The organism is Methylobacterium sp. UNC378MF (genome assembly GCF_900103195.1).
Lineage (GTDB): Bacteria > Pseudomonadota > Alphaproteobacteria > Rhizobiales > Beijerinckiaceae > Methylobacterium.
In genome coordinates, this window is the sequence record NZ_FMWU01000020.1 from 1 (window position 1) to 15,685 (window position 15,685).

15 protein-coding genes and 1 pseudogene are annotated in these 15,685 nt (G+C 70.1%); 4 read left to right on the forward strand and 12 right to left on the reverse strand.

Annotation, left to right across the window (positions count from 1 at the left end; translation table 11 throughout):
• A partial coding sequence (locus tag BLT59_RS20350; protein ID WP_244514069.1) for an aminotransferase class I/II-fold pyridoxal phosphate-dependent enzyme occupies positions 1–588 on the reverse strand: 588 nt, incomplete at its 3' end.
• A gap of 404 nt (positions 589–992) precedes the next feature.
• Between BLT59_RS20350 and BLT59_RS20355 the strand changes: the two genes are divergently transcribed.
• From BLT59_RS20355 to BLT59_RS20365, 3 genes are all read left to right on the forward strand, one after another.
• Complete coding sequence (locus BLT59_RS20355; RefSeq protein WP_091784571.1) at positions 993–1,349, forward strand: hypothetical protein; 357 nt, start codon at positions 993–995, stop codon at positions 1,347–1,349.
• Positions 1,350–1,733: 384 nt separating this feature from the next.
• Positions 1,734–2,012, forward strand: a complete 279-nt coding sequence (locus BLT59_RS20360; protein ID WP_139174077.1) for a hypothetical protein — start codon at positions 1,734–1,736, stop codon at positions 2,010–2,012.
• Between the two features lie 493 nt (positions 2,013–2,505).
• Positions 2,506–4,734 (forward strand): methyl-accepting chemotaxis protein, encoded by a 2,229-nt coding sequence (locus BLT59_RS20365; RefSeq protein WP_091784578.1) that lies wholly within the window; start codon positions 2,506–2,508, stop codon positions 4,732–4,734.
• Positions 4,735–4,899: 165 nt separating this feature from the next.
• On the opposite strand, the pseudogene BLT59_RS32270 reads toward BLT59_RS20365, so the two are convergent.
• Together BLT59_RS32270 and BLT59_RS20375 are read right to left on the reverse strand one after the other, a co-directional pair.
• Positions 4,900–5,061: pseudogene (locus BLT59_RS32270) on the reverse strand (hypothetical protein); the annotation flags it as partial.
• Between the two features lie 336 nt (positions 5,062–5,397).
• The gene (locus tag BLT59_RS20375; RefSeq protein ID WP_244514080.1) at positions 5,398–5,619 is read right to left on the reverse strand and encodes a Rieske (2Fe-2S) protein; all 222 of its coding nucleotides are present in this window, start codon (positions 5,617–5,619) and stop codon (positions 5,398–5,400) included.
• Here BLT59_RS20375 and BLT59_RS31900 point away from each other — a divergent pair.
• Positions 5,512–5,760, forward strand: a complete 249-nt coding sequence (locus BLT59_RS31900; RefSeq protein ID WP_244514085.1) for a hypothetical protein — start codon at positions 5,512–5,514, stop codon at positions 5,758–5,760. The genes BLT59_RS20375 and BLT59_RS31900 overlap by 108 nt on opposite strands.
• Here BLT59_RS31900 and BLT59_RS20380 read toward each other — a convergent pair.
• From BLT59_RS20380 to BLT59_RS20420, 9 genes are all read right to left on the reverse strand, one after another.
• Complete coding sequence (locus BLT59_RS20380; protein WP_012329573.1) at positions 5,717–6,421, reverse strand: ABC transporter ATP-binding protein; 705 nt, start codon at positions 6,419–6,421, stop codon at positions 5,717–5,719. The genes BLT59_RS31900 and BLT59_RS20380 overlap by 44 nt on opposite strands.
• Positions 6,414–7,226 (reverse strand): ABC transporter ATP-binding protein, encoded by an 813-nt coding sequence (locus tag BLT59_RS20385; protein WP_091784586.1) that lies wholly within the window; start codon positions 7,224–7,226, stop codon positions 6,414–6,416. Before BLT59_RS20385 ends, BLT59_RS20380 begins: the two co-directional genes overlap by 8 nt.
• Positions 7,223–8,257, reverse strand: coding sequence for a branched-chain amino acid ABC transporter permease (locus BLT59_RS20390; RefSeq protein ID WP_091784589.1), 1,035 nt, complete (start codon positions 8,255–8,257; stop codon positions 7,223–7,225). The genes BLT59_RS20385 and BLT59_RS20390 overlap by 4 nt, the downstream gene beginning before the upstream one ends.
• On the reverse strand, positions 8,254–9,126 hold the full coding sequence (locus BLT59_RS20395) for a branched-chain amino acid ABC transporter permease (RefSeq protein ID WP_091784592.1): 873 nt from the start codon (positions 9,124–9,126) through the stop codon (positions 8,254–8,256). Before BLT59_RS20395 ends, BLT59_RS20390 begins: the two co-directional genes overlap by 4 nt.
• Positions 9,127–9,209: 83 nt before the next feature.
• On the reverse strand, positions 9,210–10,358 hold the full coding sequence (locus tag BLT59_RS20400; protein WP_091784594.1) for an ABC transporter substrate-binding protein: 1,149 nt from the start codon (positions 10,356–10,358) through the stop codon (positions 9,210–9,212).
• A 34-nt stretch (positions 10,359–10,392) separates the two neighbouring features.
• Entirely contained in the window at positions 10,393–11,592 is a 1,200-nt protein-coding gene (locus BLT59_RS20405) for a xanthine dehydrogenase family Fe-S subunit (RefSeq protein ID WP_091784597.1), read from the reverse strand.
• A complete protein-coding gene (locus BLT59_RS20410; RefSeq protein ID WP_091784600.1) occupies positions 11,589–12,461 on the reverse strand; it encodes an FAD binding domain-containing protein in 873 nt (290 codons plus the stop codon). Before BLT59_RS20410 ends, BLT59_RS20405 begins: the two co-directional genes overlap by 4 nt.
• Complete coding sequence (locus BLT59_RS20415; RefSeq protein ID WP_091784603.1) at positions 12,458–14,812, reverse strand: xanthine dehydrogenase family protein molybdopterin-binding subunit; 2,355 nt, start codon at positions 14,810–14,812, stop codon at positions 12,458–12,460. The genes BLT59_RS20410 and BLT59_RS20415 overlap by 4 nt, the downstream gene beginning before the upstream one ends.
• The gene (locus tag BLT59_RS20420) at positions 14,809–15,678 is read right to left on the reverse strand and encodes an alpha/beta hydrolase (RefSeq protein WP_091784887.1); all 870 of its coding nucleotides are present in this window, start codon (positions 15,676–15,678) and stop codon (positions 14,809–14,811) included. The genes BLT59_RS20415 and BLT59_RS20420 overlap by 4 nt, the downstream gene beginning before the upstream one ends.
• Between the last annotated feature and the right edge of the window lie 7 nt (positions 15,679–15,685).

Here is a 15,685-nt window from a genome sequence, read left to right on the forward strand (position 1 = left end):
GCCGGCCTCCCGGAGCAGGTCCTCCAGGTGCTGGAGATCGTTGTGGCGGAAGATCTTCTTCGCGCAGCCGGAATGGCGCACACCCTCGATCATCGAGTTGTGGTTGAAGGCATCCGACAGGATCAGGCAATCCGGGATCAGCTTGGCGATGGTCGAGATGCCGGCCTGGTTCGACACGTAGCCCGAGGTGAAGACCAGACCCGCCTCCTTGCCGTGCAGGTCGGCGAGTTCGCGCTCCAGGTCGACCAGCGGCGAGGTGTTGCCGGCGATGTTGCGGGTGCCGCCCGCGCCGACGCCGCAGCGGGCGGCGGTCTCGGTCAGGGCGGCCACCACCTCCTTGTGCTGGCCCATGCCGAGATAGTCGTTCGAGCACCACACCGTGATCTCGGCCGTCCTGCCGTCGGGCTGGCGCCACTTGGCCGTCGGAAACCGCCCCGAAATCCGCTCGATATCCGCAAACACACGATACCGCCGCTCGCCGTGCAGGCGTGCCACGGCCGCCTCGAAATAGCTCCGGTAGTCGCCATCGACCGGGCTGCGGCTCCGCGAGGAAGGGCGTTGAAGATCCGCGATCGAGGTGAGGCGCATGCGAAGGTTACCCCTGACGTCGTGGCGTCCGACGGCAGGCGCGCTCTGCGACCTCTGCGGTATCGGATCGGCGACCGGTGATCGCGCTGTCTCGTCTGTCTCCTGCGGACAAGGCCGGCATTGATCGCGATCAATCCTCTGGACCGTGCCTCGCGGCCGAGCTGACTCCGAGAGCCCGCGTGATCGCCGCGGGGGCCATACGAGCGCCTCTCAGGACGACCTGCACCGGACGATCCCCGGGCGGGCTTCGACGGGGCCGGCCGACGGGCCGGCGGGGCCGATCAGGATCGGATGGCGGGCGACCGGAATGCCTTGATCCAGCGCAAGGCCTAGCTCCTCGTTGCAGCGCAAAACGAGCCGTCCGGTACGGTCACTACCTGCCCGACTGCCAAGGAAACCATGATATGCGTGTCTCGTCCCTCGTCGTCGCCGGCGCCCTGCTGAGTTGCTCGGCTCTCCCGGTCCTCGCGTCCTCTTGCACCCAGCAGATCGGCGCCCTCCAGCGGCGCCTCGACAGCGTCGGTGCGGTGCGGGTCGCGGGTCTCGAACCCGGACACACCCTGACCACCGGCTCGCTCAAGGCCCTCCCTCGCGTCCTGCCGGTTCAGCCGAGCAGCGGGCAGACCACGCCCACCCGCGAGAGCGTCGCGGCGGCCAGGCTTCTCATCCGAGAGGCGCTGGACGAGGATCGCGAGGGTAACCAACGCGCGTGCGAGAACATCCTCACGGATGCCAAGCGCCTCATCGGCCCGCTCCCGTAGGCGCTGAACAGCGCTCTCCGCAGGCCGCCTGCAGCGGCGGACGCGGCCGGAGCCGCGCGATCCGGGCGACGAGTCCGAGATCCGGATCGCCCCTGGCCCGCGATGGGCTCCTCGTATCGCCGGCGCGGGCCACCCTCATCACGCGGCGGGGCAGGTCACCGGACCCGCCTCGCTCACGGCCCCGGTTTCTTCGACCTGTGACAGGCGCCCGGATCGCCGCGCGTGACCGGCGGCGTGATGCAGGCTCCGCGATCTCTGACCTGGATCAAAGCACCGACGGCGGGCCCGCTTACGACCCGTCCGCGCTCGGCGGGCGCACCATCGGCCTCGGCCGAAAGCGAGTTCGCCGCCCCCATCATTCCGCATGGCTTGAGGGACTAACCGATGTACCAGGCTTCGACAGGCATTCCGACCTCTGCACCGGTACCGGCCGCAGCACCGGTGGCGTACAGGGCCTTCTTCGTCGCTCCGAACGGGCGTGTGCTCGGGATGGTCCCCCTGGAGGCATCCTGCGAAGCGGAAGCCCGGGTCATGGCAAGCGAGCTCGTCGCGGACGGTATCGTCGAACTCTGGGCCGGGCTGCAGGTGGTTGCGCGTTTCGAGGGCATGGCCGCGGGCCTCGGCGCTGAAACCTCGAAGACTCCCGTCGTCTATCGATCCTGATCCGCGGCCGAGATCTCTGCTGCACCACGACGTGACGCGGCTGCGGCGAATTGATGGGCTTGATCCGTCAACGCCTCCATCCGCCATCCGGGAAGAGCGGCTGGTCGGTGAGCGGTTTCGCGCACCGCCCCGATCGCGAAAGATGCCTTTCCTGTCATCGTTTACGGTGCGCAGCCGAATTCTCGGTTCTGAAATTATGAGTTCCGATACAACGTTGTCGAATATCCCGGTCTCAGAACGTCGCCGTCTCTCCGGTCGATCGGGCTGCCTTATCCCTGTTGCCGCCAAAGAGGCTGCATTGATCTCGATCAAAGGCGCCTGACAATTTCTACGGCGCCATCCAATGCTTTGGTATGGGGGTAGCGTTAACCTGGCTTTAGGTTGACCGCGACGAAATCAATTCATTCGCACCGGCAGCCAACGCGATCCTAAATTTGCGACGCCTGGATGATTGCCCGGCCTTGCTGCATGCTGGTGCGTCCTGGAGTTGATTATGCAGAACACGGCCGCTCCATCTGCGCGCAAGAGCCACGCGCTGCGCTCAATCAAAATCAAGATGATTGCCGTCTCAGGTCTGTGCGTGACACTGACCACGGCGAGCTTGGTCGGATATGGGCTCTACGCCTCGTCGAGCACGAGTGCCCTCGTCTCGAAATCGACCGAAGAAATCCTCGAGCGCAAGAGCAAGGAGAATATCCAGGGGCTGGCAGCCAACCAAGCCTCCACGATCCGGAGCAAGCTGGACTTCGCGTTCAACGCCGCACGGAATTCCGCCGGCATGATGGCCATTGTCGCGGCCGGAAAGAAGAGCGCGTCGCGCGAGGCCGTCCGTCGCCTGCAGCTCAACGATTTCCTTCTCGGCGTTCTGCAGCGCAATCCCGATTTCAACGGCGCCTACAGCGCCTGGGAGCCCAACGCGATAGACGGCGCCGACGAGGCTTACAGCGATCGCAGGGAGCTTGGTTCCGATCACACCGGCCGCGCCTTGCCCTACTGGACCCGGACTGCCGATGGGAAGATCGCCCTGCAGCCGCTTGTCGAATACGACAGCGAGGAGCAGCATGCCAACGGTGTCGCGAAGGGCGGCTGGTACATCGGTCCGAAGCGGACCGGCCGCGAGAGCATGCTGGCACCGCTTCCCTACATCGTGCAGGGCAAACCCGTATACCTCGCCACGATCTCCGTGCCGATCATGGTGGACGGCCGATTTCTCGGCGTAGCAGGAGCGGACTTCGATCTCGCCTTCGTTCAGAAGGCCGTCGAAGGGGTGAACGGAGCCCTTTACGAAGGCAAGGGCTCGGTCGCGATCGTTTCGCAGACCGGTCTTGTCATCGCCTCCAGCCGGCATCCCGAGGGGATTGGCTCCGCGTTGAGCAAGGTCGATGGGACGTGGCAAAACTATGCCGACCAGTTGCGCACCGGTGCGAGCTTCGTCGGCCAGGATCCCGCTCTGGACGAGATCCGTGTCGTCACCCCGATCACGCTCGGCCGTACCGGCGAGACATGGTCCGTCCTCATCGCCGTCCCACGCGCTTTGGTGATGGCGGATGCGGCAAACCTGAGCGCGGCGATGGCGGATCGGAGCCATCGGGACCTGCTCATGCAGCTTTTGGTCGGAGGTCTCGTCACCGCTGTCGGCATCGCCATCATGTTCGCGTTCTCGACGAGCATCACCACTCCGATCAAGCGGCTGACCCAGGCTCTGCGCGACATGGCTCAGGGCCGTACTACGGAGACGATTCCCGGTTCGGAGCGCGTCGATGAAATCGGCGATATCGCCCGTGCTGTGGACCAGATTCGGATCCTGACTCAGGAAGAAGCGGAGCAGCGGGCCGCCGTCACCGAAACGGAACGCCTCAAGCTCGAAGAGCAACGGCGGCATACGCTTCACGATATGGCTCAGGCCTTCGAAGCCGCCGTCGGTGGCATTGTCGAGGCTGTCTCGGCCTCGGCCACCGAGCTTCAGGCCACGGCCGGCGCGATGGCAAGCACCGCAGCAGAGACGGCAAGCCAATCGGGAACGGCAGCGGGCGCGGTCCGCGAGGCGGCCGCAAACGTGAATACCGTCGCGGCCGCCGCCGAACAGCTCGGATGCTCCGTCCACGAGATCGGCCAGCAGGCGGGCAGCTCCGCGACTCTGGCTCGCGAGGCTGCGAACGAAGCGAGCCAGACCGAAGCGCTGGTCCGCGAACTCACTGACATTGCGGCGCGCGTCGGCGACGTCGTCGGCATGATCTCCAATATTGCCGGACAGACCAATCTGCTCGCCCTCAACGCGACGATCGAAGCGGCCCGTGCCGGGGATGCGGGTAAAGGCTTCGCGGTCGTGGCCGCCGAGGTCAAGGAACTCGCGAGCCAGACGGCCCGTGCGACCGAGGAGATCGGCGGCCAGATAGGCAAGATCCAGGGGGCGACCGGCCAGGCGGTGCAGGCGATCGGCAGCATTGCGGCGCGTATTCAGGAGATCAGTCGCGTGGCAACGACGATCGCGGCGGCGGTCGAGCAACAAGGAGCGGCCACGCAGGAGATCGTCCGGAACGTCAACAAGGCGGCAGTCGGGACAAGCGAAGTTACGGCCAATGTGGAGGGTGTCGCCGGTGCGGCTGAGGAGACAGGCGCTGCGGCCGCACAGGTTCTGACCTCATCGACGGAACTCTCGCGCCATTCCGAGCAGCTCAGTGCCGAGGTCGCCAACTTTCTCGCGACCGTCAGAGCTGCATGATCGAAGGGGCCGGGCAGGCAAAAGCGGCCTGCCCGGTTTTCATTGGTGTTGCGCTTCCGCGGAGGCAAACCCGACTTTCCATGCCGCCAGTCAGCCGTAACAGCTGGCCTTGAGGCTGATGGTGCACGACGCCTCCACGTTGGGTTCGACATCGGAATTTGCCGCCTACCAAGACGCGGCCCTGGCTAAGGGACGCAGTCGGGTCCACGCGATGACACAGGAAACGAGCGCGACGGCAGCGAGATAGTTGCAGGTCAAGCGGTCATGGTAGGTCGCGACCCGTCGCCGGTTCTTGGGACGGCCGAACAGGCACTCAATCTGATTGCGCCGCTCATGCGCGATCCGGCTGTGCTTCTAGGGTATCGTCCGGGTAGCCGTAGACGGGGACGTAGCGATCTCCGTGCGGCTCTTCCGCCGATCCCAAGGCTCTGTGCGTCGTAGGCTTCACGGACGATCAGGCATCCGGGTGGGACGACGGCCCGGAGCGATCCAGGTTGACAGGCGCTGCTAGACCCGGCGCTGAGACTACCTGTTGTAGCCGTTGTGGATCGCGGTGGGCGGGCCGTAAGCTCACGACATAGCCTGCCGATGGTATCGGAGCTTCAGCACACCATTGCTCCTTCCAGACCGCAGACTTGGTCGTAGAGCCCGCCCCGGGACGCCTCATCTCATCGTGAGCCATAACCCATCCGATGCCGTCTCGATCTCGAAGAGGCGAAGGGCCCGAACCGTCCAGCCCTGCGAGACGGAACCATCCCGGAGGTCAAATGAGGCGAGATGCCTTGGGCAGAGCAGCCGTCCCGCGACGCACCGACCGAGAGCCAGGTCGGCTCCCTCGTGCGGGCAAGCGCGCTCGGCGGCCACGATCCGCGCGCCGGCCCGCACGAGCAGCAGCTGGCGGCCGTCCACCGCGACCGGGAGCAGATCTCGGTCGCCGAGAAGGTCGATCGGGCCGAGGCGGATCTGCCCTGGCAGATCCCTCTCAGCCACCGAGATAGGCGTCCCGCACATGGGGATCGGCGATGAGGTCCTGCCCGCGTCCCTCGAGGACGATGCGGCCGGTCTCGAGCAGGTAGGCGTAATCGCAGAGTTCGAGGGCCGCGAAGGCGTTCTGCTCGACGAGCAGCACGGTCGTTCCGGCGTCGCGGATCGCCCCGATCACCGCGAACATCCGCTCGACGATGTTGGGGGCGAGCCCCAGCGAGGGCTCGTCGAACAACACGAGCTTCGGGCGCCCCATCAGCGCCCGGCCGATGGCCAGCATCTGCTGCTCGCCGCCCGACAGCGTGCCAGCCGCCTGGTCGCGACGCTCCGCGAGGCGCGGGAACTCCCCGTAGATGCGCGTCAGGTCCGCCGCGACCGCCGCCCGGTCGCGGCGCAGATAGGCGCCCATGGCGAGGTTCTCGGCGACCGTCATCTGCGGGAAGACGCGCCGCCCCTCCGGGCAATGGGCGATGCCTGCGGCCAGGATCCGGCGGGGCTCCGCCCCCGCGATGTCCCGGCCGGCGAACCGGATCGCGCCCGAGCGCGGCGGGACGAGGCCGGAGATCGCCCGGAGCGTGGTGGATTTGCCGGCGCCGTTCGCGCCGACGAGGGCCACGAGCTGGCCCTCGCGCACGTCGATCGTGAGCCCCTTCAGCGCCGTGACGTGGCCGTAGCCGCAGACGAGGTCGCGGATCTCAAGCATGGACCGCCTCCTGCGCGGCGGCGGCCTGCCGGGCGGCGCTGCCCTGGCCGAGATAGGCCTCGATCACTGCCGGGTCGCTGCGGATTCGATCCGGGGGGCCCTCCGCGATGAGGCGGCCGTAATTGAGGACGACGATGCGGTCCGAGACCTCCATCACCATCGGCATATCGTGTTCGACGAGCAGCACGGTGACGCCGCGCTCGCGGATCTGTCGGATCAGCCGCACGAAGACTCTCGTCTCGGAGGCGTTCATCCCGGAGACCGGCTCGTCGAGGAGCAGCATGGCGGGCTCGGTGGCGAGCGCCAGCGCGACCCCGACGAGGCGCTGCTCCCCGTAGGCCAGGGCGCCGGCCTTCTCGTACGCTCTGGCGGAGAGCCCGACCCAGTCGAGGAGCGCCTCGGCGCGGGCTCGCGCCGCGCGCTCGGCAGCCGCCGCGCGGCCGAGGAGGGCGTCGAGACCCGGCACGCGGCCCGCCGCGGCGCCCATCTGGTGCAGGCCGATCATCACGTTGTCGAACACCGTGTCGTCCGGGAAGACGCTGGTGCGCTGGAAGGTGCGGGCGAGGCCGAGCCGCGTGATCGCGTGCGGCGCCAGCCCGCGCAGGGACGTGCCGCGGAAGCGAACGTCGCCCTGGCTGGGCTTGAGGAAGCCGGTCATCACGTTGAAGGCCGTCGTCTTACCGGCTCCGTTCGGGCCGATCAGGCTGACGATCTCGCCTGCGTGGACGTCGAAATGCAGGTCGGCGATGGCGACGAGACCGCCGAAGCGGACCCCGACATGCTCGACCGAGAGGATCGCGCTCATCGCTGCACCGCCGGATTGACCTCGAGGACGGGCGCGGCCGGGGCTGGCCGGCGGCCGAGCAGCGCCGCCAGACCCGGCACGATGCCCCGCGGCATCACGAACAGGATCACGATCAGCACGAGGCCGTAGACGATCCACTGCGCCTCCGGCGCCATGACCGGGCGGAGCGCCACCGGCAGCAGGCCGAAGATCAGGCCGCCGACGACCGGCCCCATCAGGGTGCCCTTGCCGCCCGCCACGACCATGATGACCATGCTGACCGTGGTGGCGAACAGGAACACGTCGGGATCGATGATCCGCAGGTAATGGGCGTAGAGGCTCCCGGCCGCACCAGCCATCGCGGCCGAGATGACCGCCGCCACCGTCAGCGTGCGGGTGGCGTTGATGCCGACCGAGAGCGCCAGCGGCTCATTCTCCTTGAGGCCCCGCATCGCTCGGCCGAAGCGCCCGCCGACCAGCCGGGCGATCACGCCGTAGCAGAGCGTCCCCACGGCCAGCACGAGGTAGTAGTTCTGGAGTTTGGTCTTGAGCGTCCACATCCCGAGGCCTGGCAGGCCGAGGGTGATGGCGGGGATGTTGGTGAGCGCCAGTGGCCCCTGCGTCAGCTCCACCCAGTTGAGCGCCACGAGCCGCACGACCTCAGCGAACGAGATCGTCACAATCACGAAATAGGCGCCCCGGACCCGGAAGGAGAGCCGCCCGATCAGGTAGCCGCAGCCGCCGGCCGCCACCGTCGCCAGCAGGAGGCCGACCGCCGCCGGCCAGGGCTCGTGGACCGCGCGGATCCCGAAGCCGAGATCCACGTCGAAGCCGAGGCTCGTCAGCGCGCTGACATAGGCGCCGATCCCGAAGAACGCGATGTGGCCGAGGCTGAGCTGCCCGGTGAAGCCGAGGAGCAGGTTCAGGCTCATGGCGCCGATCGTCAGGATGCCGGTCACGATCAGCGCGTTGAGGAGGTAGGGGTTGGCGCCGAGCGTCAGGGGCAGGGCGACGAGGCCGGCCAGCAGCACGAGCGGAAGGAGCCGGTTCATCCGATGCGCTCCGCCTTCGCGAACAGCCCGGTGGGCCTGCAGAGCAGGACCGCGATGATGATCAGGAACCCCATGGCGTCCCGGTAGCCGGAGGAGACGTAGCCGGCGCCCAGCTCCTCGGCGAGCGCCAGGATGAAGCCGCCGATCGCCGCCCCGGTGACGTTGCCAAGCCCGCCCAGGATGACGATGGCGAAGGCCTTGAGCTCGGCGAGGCCGCCCATCTGCGGGAACACCACGTAGACGGGGCCGAGGAGCGCGCCGGCCGCCGCGGCCAGCGAGGAGCCCAGGGCGAAGGTCGCGGTGTAGATCCGGCGGACGTCGACGCCCATCAGCGCCGCCGTGTCGGAATCCTGGAAGGCGGCGCGCATGGCGAGCCCGAGCTTGGTCCGGTTGATCAGCGCGTAGGTCAGGGCGATCAGGGTCAGCGCCGCGCCGAGCACGAACAGCCGCAGCCAGGAGACCGAGACGGGGCCGATCTGGAGCGGCGCCTCGGGGAACGGCGACGGGATCGCCTTGGCGACGCCGCCGAAAGTCCAGAGCGTGCCCGATTGCAGGATGATGCCGGCGCCGATCATCACCAGCATGGTGGTGTCGATGTCCGAGCCCCGGAACGGGCGCAGCAGCAGGAGCTCGATCGCGGCCCCGAGCAGGAGCCCCCCGAGGATCGCCACCGGGAGCGCCAGGAAGAAGTTCAGGCCGAGGGCGGCGACGGCCAAGTACATCACGTAGGCGCCGACCGTGTAGAGCGCGCCGTGGGTGAAGTTCACGACGTTCATGATCCCGAAGATCAGCGTCAGGCCAATCCCCAGCAGCGCGTAGGTGCCGCCAAGGATAAGCGCGTTGACGAGGTGCTGGATCAGTTCGTTCACGGGCGGCCTCCGAGGGTGCGCCCCGGCCCGGAGGCCGGCGGGCGAGTGAAGGGACCGGCGTCAGAGCGCCGGTCCGGAGGCGCTCAGAGCGCCGGCACGATCACCTTCCCGTCCTTGATCTCGATGATGTAGACGTCGGGCTTGCTCTGCCCGCTCTCCTTCCCGGCGGGGCCGGCCTTGGCGAAGCGGATCGGCCCGTTGAGCCCGACGAAGTCGACCGACCAGAAGGCCTTCGTGATCGCGGCCGGATCGGCCGATCCGGCCTTCTCGATAGCGTGGGCGATCGCGCGGATGCCGTCGTAGCCGCGGAAGCTCTCGGTCACGCCGGCGAAGTCGAAGCCGCGCTTCTTCCACGCGGCGATGAAGGCCTCGGTGGCCTTCGGGTCCGGCGTCTTGTCGGGCGACCAGGGCAGAAACGTCGTGAGGTGCATCGTGCCGTCGGCCGCCGCGCCCGCCTGGGCAATGATCTGGTCCGGGTTCTGGGATCCGCCGGTGGTGATCACCCGCTTCTTCAGACCGAGCGCCGCCATCTGCTTGAACAGCAGCACGAGCTGATCCACGGAGCTCGTGATCATGATCGTGTCGGCATCCGACGCCTTCAGCTTGGCGAGCTGGGCGCTCATGTCCTGCGCGCCCTGGTCCATGGTCTCGACGAGGCCGACCGCGACGCCCTTGTCCTTGAGCATCCTGCCGAAATCCGTCGCGGCGCCGCGGCCGAAATCGTTGTTGAGGACCAGGAAGTCGACCTTCTTCAGCCCGAGGCGGCCGATCATCGGCGCGAAGGTCTCGGCCTCGAGCGACGAGGGCGGCGAGATCCGGAACACGTACGGGTTGCCGGAGGTCGTGATCTTGCCGGACGAAGAGGTCTCGACCAGCATCGGCGTCTCGTAATCCGCGAGCTTGGGCATCACGGCGAGCGTCAGGCTGGAGCCCCAGGCGCCCATCATCACCGGGGTCTTGTCGCTGGTGATCAGCTTCTCGGCGACGGCGGCGGCCTCGGTCGGGTTGCTCTTGTTGTCCTCGATCACGAGTTCGATTTTCTTCCCGAGGACGCCGCCCTTGGCGTTGATCTCGTCGGCGGCGATCTTGGCGCCGTTGACCACGTAGGTGCCGGACGCCGCGAACGGCCCGGTCAGGGGCTCGTTGACGCCGATGCGGATCGCGTCCGCCCGGGTGCCCGTCGCCGTCAGCGCCAGCAGGATCGCGGTCGTGAGGGTGAACCTGCCAAGCATTCGCGTGTCTCCGGTGGATTGAGGCGGGAGGGGATCAGGCGCGGCCGAACCACGCCGCGAGGCGCGCGCGGGCGAGGCCGAGGAGCAGGCGAAGCGGGTTGAGGCCGGCGGGCGCCGGCGCCGCGGCGCCCGAGAGCCGGGCATCGAGGTTGCGGGCGAAGTCCGCCGCAATGCGGCCGGCGAGGTCGCGCACGAGGCCGGGGCGCCCGAACTGCGCCAGCGGCCCGGTCAGGGTGTAGCCGACGTCGAGTTCGACCCGGGCGGTGCCGGGCGTCGGTCCGGCATCGACCCGGTAGCGGATCCGCCCCTCGGTGGCCGAGCGGCCGCCCGCGTCGGTTCCCGCGCCGTGGACCGCGCCGGTCCGCGCGGCCTCGTCCCGCGCGAGGCGGGCGCGGCCGCGGAACGTCGCGGCGATCGGCCCGATTCGCACCTGCAGGCCGCCCTCGACCGTGTCGGGGGCGGGCCGCGCCGTGAGCACCGCGCCCGGCAGGCAGGCGGCGACCGCCGCGATATCGCCCAGCAGGGCGAAGACGGCCTCCGGCGGGTGGGCGAAGTTGAGGACCTGCGTGAAGCCGTGGGCCGGCGCGAACGCGTCGGACAGGTCCGCCACCGTGGCGGGCGCCGCCGGGGCGACAGGATCCGCCGGCGGGTGCAGGGGCGCGACCAGCGCCGCGCCGACCCGGGCGCCGACCTGGCCGAGGGCGCGTTCCGCGCCGGTCTCGGGCGGGATGCCGCGCCCGCGCCGGTCCGCGATCACCGCCATCACCGCCCGGACGATGCCGGCATAGCCGGTGCAGCGGCAGAGATTGCCCGAGAGGCCGACCCGGATCCGCCGCTCGTCGGCCTCGGGCAGCCGCAGGACCAGGTCGCGGGCGGCCACCAGCATCCCGGGCGTGCAGTAGCCGCACTGGAGTGCGTGCTCGCGGTTGAAGGCGGCCCGCAGCTCGCCCGCGATCTCGTCGGTATCGAGTCCCTCGATCGTCGTGACGGCGGCGCCCGCGCAGGCGCCCGCGAAGGTCAGGCAGGCGCGGGCCGGCTCGCCGTCGAGCAGGACCGTGCAGGCGCCGCAGACGCCGTGCTCGCAGCCCAGATGCGTGCCGGTGAGGTCGAGCCCGTCGCGCAGGACGTCGCCGAGATGGCTGCGCGGCTCGGCCGCGACCCGCACGGCGCGGCCGTTCACCGTCAGCGCCAGGGCCATGCGGGACGGCCCGGGTTCGGCCAGCGCGGCGCTCATGCGGCCTCCTGAAGTGGGTTGGATCGGGGACCGGGCTCGGCCGCTGCGGCCACGGCGCGGCTCAGGACCGTGACGTGGATGTGCCGCTCGACCGCGTCGGCCATCCCGGCGTCCCGCAGGGCTTGGTCGGCCGCCCCGGGGTCGAACCGCGCGGCGAAGTCGGCGCCGATGCGGCCGCCGAAGAGCGGGCGGGCGTCGGCCAGGAACACGGGCGGCCCCTCGACCGCGCCGATCACGGCCCGGCCCCGGCCCGCGCCGGGGTCGAGGCGCACGGCCCCGATGGCGTGGGCGAACTCGCCGATCTTCGCGCAGTGCTTGACGTAGCCCCAGGCCGCGCCCGCCGGCAGCGCCGGGACGCGCACCGCGACCAGGATCTCATCCGCGCCGAGCGCGACCGCGAGGGCTCCGGTCACGAAGCGCTCCACCGGCAGGGTGCGGCGCCCATTCTGCCCCGCGATCTCGACCTCGGCGCCGAGGGCCGTCAGGGCACTCACCCAGTCGGCGGCCGGGTCGGCATGGACGAGGCTGCCGCCGACCGTGCCGCGGTTGCGCACCGGCCGGTAGGCGATCGCGGCCGCGACCCGCCGCAGCGCGCCGCCGGTGAGGTCCGGGACGCGCCCGTCCTCGATGTCGGCATGGGTCACGCAGGCCCCGAGCACGAGCGTGTCGCCCTCGACCCGCGCGGTCCGGAGCTCGGGCACGCCGGTGATGTCGAGGATGAGGGTGGGCTCGACGAGGCGCAGGTTCAGCATCGGTCCGAGGGACTGGCCCCCCGCGATCAGCTTCACGCCCGCAGGGGCTTCGGCGAGGCGCGCCAGCAGCGCCTTCAGGCTGTCCGGGCGCTCCCAAGCGAAGGCGGCGGGCTTCATGCGGCCTCCCGCGCGGTCACGGCGGGGGTCCCGACGGCGAGCACCGCCTCGACGATCCGCCGGGGGGTGATGGGCGAATGCAGCAGCTCGACACCGAGCGGCGCCAGCGCATCGTTGACGGCGTTGGCGAGCGCCGCCGGGGGCGCGATGGCGCCGCCCTCGCCGATGCCCTTCTGGCCGAAGCGCGTGTAGGGCGAGGGCGTCTCCATGTGGTCGATGCGGGCCATCGGCACGTCGGCGGCGCCGGGCAGGAGATAGTCGGCGAAGGTCGAGGCGAGCGGCTGGCCGCGGGGGTCGAAGCGCATCTCCTCGAACAGGGCGGTGCCGATCCCCTGCGCGAGGCCGCCATAGATCTGGCCGTCGACCACCAGGGGGTTCACCAGCGTCCCGCCGTCCTCGACGATGACGTAGTCGAGGATCTCGACCGCCCCGAGATCGGGATCGACCGCCACAACGGCCGCGTGCGCCGCATAGGAGAAGGTGCCGGAATCGCGCACCGGCTTGTAGCCGGCGGTGACTTCGAGGCCGCCCGGATCGGTGTCGGGCGCGAGGTCCTGCGGCCGCCGGTACCAGGTGCGGGCGATCGCTTCGAGCGGGACGTCGCCCGAGGGGCCGACGACGTGGCCGCCTTCGAACCGGCATTCCTCGGGCCGCGACTGGAGCAGATGGGCGCCGATCCGCACGGCCCGGTCGCGCAGCTCCTCGCAGGCCGCCGCCACCGCGCCGCCCGCCATCACCATGACGCGGGAGCCCCAAGAGCCGGTGGAGTAGGGGGTCATGGCGGTGTCGCCGTGGACGAGGCGGGTGCGCGCCACCGGGACGCCCAGGATCTCGTGGGCGACCTGCGCGAGCGTCGTTTCCAGGCCCTGGCCGTGGGAATGGGCGCCGATCCGCAGCTCCAGGCCGCCATCCGGGGTCAGGCGGGCGCTGGCCTGCTCGTGGCCCGGCACCATCGGGATCCCCCAGCCCGAGTAGACCGAGGTACCGTGCGCGGCCTGCTCGCAGTAGATCGCGAGGCCGAGGCCGATCCGGCGCCCGTCCGGCTCGCCCTGACGCTGGCGGGCGCGGACCGCCTCCACGTCAACGGCCTTCAGCGCCCGGGCCAGGGCCTCCGGGTAGTCGCCGCTGTCGAAATGCTTCTTCGTGATGTTCTCGAACGGCATCTGCTCGGGCCGCACGAGGTTCTTCTCGCGTACAATCTCGGGCGCGACCCCCGCCGCGCGGGCGACGGCGTCGAGCACCAGTTCAAGGGCGAAGCAGACGCCGGTGCGCGCGACGCCCCGGTAGGGCAGGATCGGGCACTTGTTGGTCGCCACCGACCACGTCCGGCAGCGATAGGCCGGGAAGTCGTAGGGACCCGGCAGAATACTGGCGACCTGCGCGGCCTCCAGGCAGGCCGAGAACGGGTAGGCCGAGTAGGCGCCGGAATCGACGGTGGCCTCGCAGTCGATGCCGCGCAGGGTCCCGTCCCGCTCCGCGTAGGCGGTGATGCGGTAATGGTGCTCGCGGCAATTGGCGTTCGCGGTCAGGTGCTCGCGCCGGTCCTCCAGCCAACGGACCGGATGGCCGCAGCGGAGCGCGAGCCAGGCGAGGGCCACGTCCTCGGCGAGCAGGATCGCCTTGTAGCCGAAGCCGCCGCCGACATCCGGCGAGACGATGCGGATGCGTCCCTGCTCGATCCCGAGGCATTCGGAGAGGCCGTTGCGCACGATATGCGGCATCTGGCTCGCGGTGTGGACGACGAGCTGGTCGAGGCGGTGATCGAGCTGCACCACGGTGCCGCGGCCCTCGATCGGCGCCATGCACTGGCGCCCCGTCGAGATGGTGCGGCTGACCCTGATCGGCGCGTCGAGGGCGCTCTCGATGCCGACATCGACCAGGGTCTCCAGGAAGACGTTGTCGCCCCAGTGCTCGTGGACGAGAGCGGAGCCCGGCGCGCGCGCGGCCAGCATGTCGTGGACGGCGGGCAACTCCTCCAGGTCGAGCACCACGGCGGCGGCGATGTCCTCGGCCTCGGCGCGGGTCGGCGCGACGCACATCGCGACGAGCTCGCCGACCTGCCGGACCTTGCCGGTGGCCAGCACCGGCTGCTCGGAGACCTTGAAGCCCGGTAGCCCCGAAACGGCGCGGATCGGCATCACCCCGTCGAGGTCGGCGGCGGTGAAGACGCGGTCGCGGTAGGCCTCCGGGACATGGACGGCGCGGATCCGCGCATGGGCGAGGGGGCTGCGCACGAAGGCGACGTCCTGCATCCCCGGCAGCCGGAGGTCGCCGACATACTGGCCGCGCCCGCGCATCAGGCGGTCGTCTTCCTTGCGGGGCAGGGGCGCCCCGACGCCCTCGCGGCTCATCGGATGCCTCCGAGAAGATCCTGCGCGGCGCGGACCAGGGGGCCTTCGGGTCGGCGGAACCCGTCGAGGATCGAGAAGTGGTCGGCGCTCGGCACCGGCAGCAGCGCGCCCGGCGCGTGGGCGGCGCTGCGCAGGGCGTGGAGGTTGCGCGCGTCGTGGACGAGGGCGGGCAGCTCCCGGCTGCCGTAGGCGACCGTCATGGGCTTGGGCGTGACCGGCAGCCGCAGGGGCGACAGGGTCTCGATCTCGGCGTCGCTCAGCCCGAGCTTCTCGTTCAGGTAGGTCTCGCGGATCGGCGCGAGGTCGTAGACGCCGGAGATCGCCAGGACCGCGGTCACGGCGGGGTGCCCGAGGTGGAGGGCGGCGAGCTGCGCCCCCGCGGACCAGCCCGCCAGGACGATCGGTCCGCCGATCCCGCGCGCCGCCCCATGTTCGGCGAGCCAGTCGAGGGCGGCCCCGATCTCGGCGACGATGCCGACGAGGCGCGCCTCGGGCGCCAGAGTGTAGCCCGGCATCGCCACCGACCAGCCGGCCGCGTTCATCCCCTCCGCGAAGCACGCGAAGTCGGCCCGGGCGTTGCGCTGCCAGTAGCCGCCGTGGACGAAGACGAGACAGGGGGCCTGCGCGTCCGCCGCAGGGTAGAGGTCGAAGGCCGTGCGTTCGCCTGCGGCATAGGGGATGTCGAGCCCGGCGGGATGGGCGGCCCGGTACGTCGCGGAGGCCGCGTTGCGGGTCGCGACCTGGGCCGCGCTGTCGGGCACGCCCGCGTTGTTGTCGTAGCAGGCACCCCGCGCCGCGAAGTCCAGGCTGTCCCAGCGGCGGCGCGGATCCGGCGGTGTCGGGTCGTCGAGGACGAAGGCGGGCACCGGCGCC

Coding starts and splice junctions, on each gene's coding strand:
- BLT59_RS20355 (WP_091784571.1), top strand. CDS start 993: ATGCGTGTCTCGTCCCTCGTCGTCGCCGGCGCCCTGCTGAGTTGCTCG.
- BLT59_RS20360 (WP_139174077.1), top strand. CDS start 1,734: ATGTACCAGGCTTCGACAGGCATTCCGACCTCTGCACCGGTACCGGCC.
- BLT59_RS20365 (WP_091784578.1), top strand. CDS start 2,506: ATGCAGAACACGGCCGCTCCATCTGCGCGCAAGAGCCACGCGCTGCGC.
- BLT59_RS31900 (WP_244514085.1), top strand. CDS start 5,512: ATGCCTTGGGCAGAGCAGCCGTCCCGCGACGCACCGACCGAGAGCCAG.
- BLT59_RS20380 (WP_012329573.1), bottom strand. CDS start 6,421: ATGCTTGAGATCCGCGACCTCGTCTGCGGCTACGGCCACGTCACGGCG.
- BLT59_RS20385 (WP_091784586.1), bottom strand. CDS start 7,226: ATGAGCGCGATCCTCTCGGTCGAGCATGTCGGGGTCCGCTTCGGCGGT.
- BLT59_RS20390 (WP_091784589.1), bottom strand. CDS start 8,257: ATGAACCGGCTCCTTCCGCTCGTGCTGCTGGCCGGCCTCGTCGCCCTG.
- BLT59_RS20400 (WP_091784594.1), bottom strand. CDS start 10,358: ATGCTTGGCAGGTTCACCCTCACGACCGCGATCCTGCTGGCGCTGACG.
- BLT59_RS20405 (WP_091784597.1), bottom strand. CDS start 11,592: ATGAGCGCCGCGCTGGCCGAACCCGGGCCGTCCCGCATGGCCCTGGCG.
- BLT59_RS20410 (WP_091784600.1), bottom strand. CDS start 12,461: ATGAAGCCCGCCGCCTTCGCTTGGGAGCGCCCGGACAGCCTGAAGGCG.
- BLT59_RS20415 (WP_091784603.1), bottom strand. CDS start 14,812: ATGAGCCGCGAGGGCGTCGGGGCGCCCCTGCCCCGCAAGGAAGACGAC.